The sequence below is a fragment of the Streptomyces scabichelini genome (assembly GCF_011045015.1).
Classification (GTDB): domain Bacteria; phylum Actinomycetota; class Actinomycetes; order Streptomycetales; family Streptomycetaceae; genus Streptomyces; species Streptomyces scabichelini.
On sequence record NZ_JAAKZY010000387.1, the window covers coordinates 1 to 4,373 of the forward strand.

Sequence of the window (4,373 nt, forward strand, 5' to 3'; positions counted from 1 at the left end):
GGGCGGGACGGGTCGAATGCCGCCGGGCGGGACGGGTCGAACGCTGCTGCGGCAGTGTCGTACTGAGCTGCCGGATGGCTGTGCGCGGACATCGAGGTACGGGCCCCGGTTCGATGGACTGCGGTGGACACCTGTGCCCTGCGGGGGCACTGGGGCGTCTCGGACGGAGGCCCACACTAACGGCTGGACAAGATCACGGCCCGCCGCCTGTGGATAACCCACCTGCGACGGGCCGTTCGTCACGTAGAGCGTTACATGGAGAGCGTGCCGTTCGCTTCAGACGGCGGCCTTCTTCAGGCGGCGTCGTTCACGCTCGGACAGACCGCCCCAGATGCCGAAGCGTTCGTCATTGGCGAGCGCGTACTCGAGGCACTCGGAGCGGACCTCGCAGGCGAGGCAGACCTTCTTGGCCTCGCGGGTGGAGCCGCCCTTCTCAGGGAAAAAGGACTCGGGGTCGGTCTGGGCGCAGAGCGCCCGCTCCTGCCAACCGAGCTCCTCGTCGGCCTCGTCGACCAGCAGTTCCTGAAACAGCTCGGTCATGTGCGCCCCTCGTCCGTCTCGCGTCCCCGTGATGCTGCCGTTACCGATTCCGGCTGAACGACACGAGTGAAATTACAAGTGTGCAGCTCCGGGCGAGTCAAGCCGAGATCTGCTATTGAGCCCCTTATTCACTCTGCGGAACCAAGGCTTTGCGGAAAGTGTTCAAATCGGCATAAACCCTGACAGCAGGAAGGGACCCAGCCGGGACTTCCGCCCCGCACAGGACCTGTACAGGGGAGGACGCCCAGAAGTTCGATCTCGTTCCGAGCAACACACGAAGCGAGCCGGATCACATTCCGATCACAGGATCGCAACGGGGTTTGCGCGCCCAGTTGTGCGCCATGTGTCCCGGCGGGCTCCTGAACAAACCTTTCACCTCACAGAGGAACCGGATGAGGTGAAACATCTCCCACACATCTGCCACATAGCGGACATCAAGTTGACAGTGAAGGAGTGAACCGGTGTCCTTGTGAGCATGCTCGCGAACCCGGCACTCACCTCGACCCGCACCCTCGGGTCCCTCGGTGCTGCCCGCGCTCGCTGTAGCTGTTGTTGCTGTCGCAGCTGTTGAGCTCTGCCCCATCGCTCCGGCTGCCGTCGGGTCGACCGAGATCCGGCTGCTGATCCCTTCGCTCGTATCCGCCCGTACCAGGGCGCCCCTTTTACGCCTCTCCTTTACGCCTCTTCAGCCGAGGAACCACCGCATCCATGAACAGCGACAGCGACCTTCAGATCGCCGGCGACATCCTCGAAGTCCCGCACCTCCTTCAGGCGCCACGCGAACACCCGGCCACCGTGGCCGAGTTCGTGGGCCTCGCCCGCGCCATCGCCGCCGACCGCTCCCAGTGGGAGCACCTCGTCCAGTACGACGCGACCTCCCGCTGGTACCACCGGCTGCGGACCGGTCCCGGTTACGAGGTGTGGCTGCTCTCCTGGGTGCCCGGGCAGGGCAGCGGGCTGCACGACCACGGCCACTCGTCCGGCGTGTTCACCGTGCTGGAGGGCGCACTGACCGAGCGCACGGAGCGCGGCACGCGCGCGTTGGCGGTCGGCACCCAACAGGTGTTCGCGCCGGGGTACGTCCACGAAGTGGTCAACGACTCGCTCGAGCCGGCCATAAGCCTGCACGTCTACTACCCGGGGCTGACCGAGATGCCGATGCACGCGAGGAACTGCGCCGCATCGCGTCCGCAGGAGCCCGAGGATGTCGTAACCGCGTGACGCACTGTCGTACCCGCCTGCAAGACTGAACCTCATGCGCATTGTGGTTCTGGCAGGCGGCATCGGCGGTGCCCGGTTTCTGCGTGGTCTGCGGCAGGCGGTGCCGGACGCGGAGATCACGGTCATCGGGAACACCGGGGACGACATCCATCTCTTCGGGCTGAAGGTCTGCCCGGACCTCGACACGGTGATGTACACGCTCGGGGGCGGCATCAATGAGGAGCAGGGCTGGGGCCGGGCCGACGAGACCTTTCATCTCAAGGAGGAGCTCGCGGCGTACGGAGTGGGGCCCGAGTGGTTCGGGCTCGGTGACCGGGACTTCGCGACGCACATCGTCCGTACGCAGATGCTGGGCGCCGGGTATCCGCTCAGTGCCGTGACGGAGGCGCTGTGCGACCGGTGGAAACCGGGGGTCCGGCTGATCCCGATGTCCGACGACCGCGTCGAGACGCACGTGGCCGTCGAGCTGGACGGCGAGCGCAAGGCCATTCACTTCCAGGAGTACTGGGTGCGGCTGCGGGCCTCCGTCGAGGCGCACGCGGTGGTGCCCGTCGGCGCGGAGCAGGCGAAGCCGGCGCCCGGGGTGCTGGAGGCGATCGCCTCGGCCGACGTGGTGATCTTCCCGCCGTCCAACCCCGTCGTGTCCGTGGGGACGATCCTCGCCGTGCCCGGCATCCGGGAGGCGATCGCCGAGGCCGGGGTGCCGGTGGTCGGCCTCTCCCCCATCGTCGGGGACGCGCCCGTGCGCGGCATGGCCGACAAGGTCCTCGCGGCCGTCGGCGTGGAGTCCACGGCCGCCGCGGTGGCCGAGCACTACGGCTCGGGGCTCCTCGACGGCTGGCTCGTCGACACGGTCGACGCTGGCGCTGTGGACCGCGTGGAATCCGCCGGAATCCGCTGCCGTGCCATACCCCTCCTGATGACCGACCTCGCCGCGGCGACCCAGATGGCCCGTGAGGCTTTGACGTTGGCGGAGGAGGTGCGGGGCGTTTGAGCGGCGGGGGTCCTTCGAGTCCGGATGCGGGTGCGCGTGCGCCGGCTGACCCGGGTGCCAATGCGCGTGCGTCGGCCGACCCGGACGCGGATACGCGCGCGCCGACTGACCGGGGTTCGCGGGCTGATGATGCGGTGGCTGCCGGTCCGACGGGCAGTGGCCGGGCGGACAGCGCTCCGACGGGCAGCACAGGCACGCGCGCGATGGCAGGCGGTGGCGTGGAAGCCAGCGGGGAGGCGGTCGGTGGCCAGGACGTGTCCGTCGCGGGGCCGGCGTACCGGGTGCCCGGTTATCGGGTCTGGGCGCTGTCCGGGCTGCCCGAGATTCGCGAGGGTGACGATCTCGCTAAGTTGATCGCCGGGGCCGAGCCCGGGCTGCTTGACGGGGACGTGCTGCTCGTCACCTCCAAGATCGTGTCCAAGGCCGAGGGGCGGCTCGTCGAGGCGGTCGATCGGGAAGCCGCCATCGATGCCGAGACCGTACGGGTTGTGGCGCGGCGCGGGGCGCTGCGGATTGTCGAGAACCGGCAGGGGCTTGTCATGGCCGCGGCCGGGGTCGATGCCTCCAACACCCCTGCGGGGACTGTGTTGTTGCTGCCCGAGGATCCCGACGCGTCCGCGCGGGCGATACGGGACGGGGTGCGGGACGCGCTGGGCGTCGACGTCGGGGTGCTCGTCACGGACACGTTCGGGCGGCCGTGGCGGACCGGGCTCACCGATGTCGCCATCGGGGCCGCCGGTGTGCGGGTGCTCGACGATCTGCGGGGCGGCAGCGACGCGTACGGGAACCCGCTCAGCGCCACCGTCGTCGCCACGGCCGACGAACTCGCCGCCGCGGGGGACCTGGTCAAAGGCAAGGCCGACGGGCTGCCCGTCGCCGTCGTGCGCGGGCTGGCCCACACAGTCACCACAAGCACCGATGAAGACGATGACGACGAGGGGACGCGGGCCATGGTCCGTGGCGCACGTGATGACATGTTCCGACTGGGCACCTCCGAGGCCGTACGGGAGGCCGTCACCCAGCGGCGTACCGTACGGGCCTTCACCGACGAGCCCGTCGACCCGGGAGCCGTACGACGGGCGGTGGCCGCGGCCGTGACCGCGCCGGCGCCGCATCACACGACTCCGTGGCGATTCGTACTCCTGGAGTCCGAGGAGTCCCGCATGCGGCTCCTCGACGCCATGCGGGACGCGTGGATCGACGACCTGAAGCGGGACGGGAAGAGCGAGGAGTCCATCGCCAAGCGCGTGCGGCGGGGGGACGTCCTGCGTAAGGCGCCGTATCTCGTCGTGCCCTGCCTCGTCATGGACGGGTCGCACACGTACGGCGACGTGCGCCGCGACGGGGCCGAGCGGGAGATGTTCGTGGTCGCCGCGGGTGCCGCCGTGCAGAACTTCCTCGTCGCGCTGGCCGGGGAGCGGCTGGGGTCCGCGTGGGTGTCGTCGACGATGTTCTGCCGGGAGGTCGTACGGGACGTTCTCGGGCTGCCCGAAGCGTGGGATCCGATGGGGGCCGTGGCCGTCGGGCACGCGGCCGAGGAGCCGAAGCCGCGGCCCGAGCGGGATGCGGGGTCCTTCATCGAGGTTCGGTGACGGCTGTCGGGGGCGCGGGGGACGGG

Annotated in this window: 4 protein-coding genes; 3 read left to right on the top strand and 1 reads right to left on the bottom strand. The window is 69.5% G+C overall.

Features of this window, described 5'->3' with window-relative positions; genetic code table 11:
* Nucleotides 1-276: 276 nt before the first annotated feature.
* A complete protein-coding gene (locus tag G5C60_RS49635) occupies nt 277-540 on the bottom strand; it encodes a WhiB family transcriptional regulator (RefSeq protein WP_119102212.1) in 264 nt (87 codons plus the stop codon).
* 708 nt (nt 541-1,248) lie between these two features.
* Between G5C60_RS49635 and G5C60_RS49640 the strand changes: the two genes are divergently transcribed.
* The 3 genes from G5C60_RS49640 to G5C60_RS49650 all read left to right on the top strand — a co-directional run bounded on the left by G5C60_RS49640 (nt 1,249) and on the right by G5C60_RS49650 (nt 4,347).
* Entirely contained in the window at nt 1,249-1,761 is a 513-nt protein-coding gene (locus G5C60_RS49640) for a cysteine dioxygenase (RefSeq protein WP_165270735.1), read from the top strand.
* A 34-nt stretch (nt 1,762-1,795) separates the two neighbouring features.
* Nucleotides 1,796-2,755, top strand: a complete 960-nt coding sequence (gene cofD, locus G5C60_RS49645; protein WP_165270737.1) for a 2-phospho-L-lactate transferase — start codon at nt 1,796-1,798, stop codon at nt 2,753-2,755.
* 203 nt (nt 2,756-2,958) lie between these two features.
* Nucleotides 2,959-4,347 carry a coenzyme F420-0:L-glutamate ligase gene (locus tag G5C60_RS49650; RefSeq protein ID WP_241267640.1) on the top strand — a complete coding sequence of 463 codons (1,389 nt, stop codon included), beginning with the start codon at nt 2,959-2,961 and terminating at the stop codon, nt 4,345-4,347.
* The last annotated feature ends 26 nt before the right edge of the window (nt 4,348-4,373 follow it).

Bases quoted from the DNA above. Each gene is read 5' to 3' on its own strand.
- G5C60_RS49635 (WP_119102212.1), bottom strand. From the start codon at position 540: ATGACCGAGCTGTTTCAGGAACTGCTGGTCGACGAGGCCGACGAGGAG.
- G5C60_RS49640 (WP_165270735.1), top strand. From the start codon at position 1,249: ATGAACAGCGACAGCGACCTTCAGATCGCCGGCGACATCCTCGAAGTC.
- cofD (WP_165270737.1), top strand. From the start codon at position 1,796: ATGCGCATTGTGGTTCTGGCAGGCGGCATCGGCGGTGCCCGGTTTCTG.
- G5C60_RS49650 (WP_241267640.1), top strand. From the start codon at position 2,959: ATGGCAGGCGGTGGCGTGGAAGCCAGCGGGGAGGCGGTCGGTGGCCAG.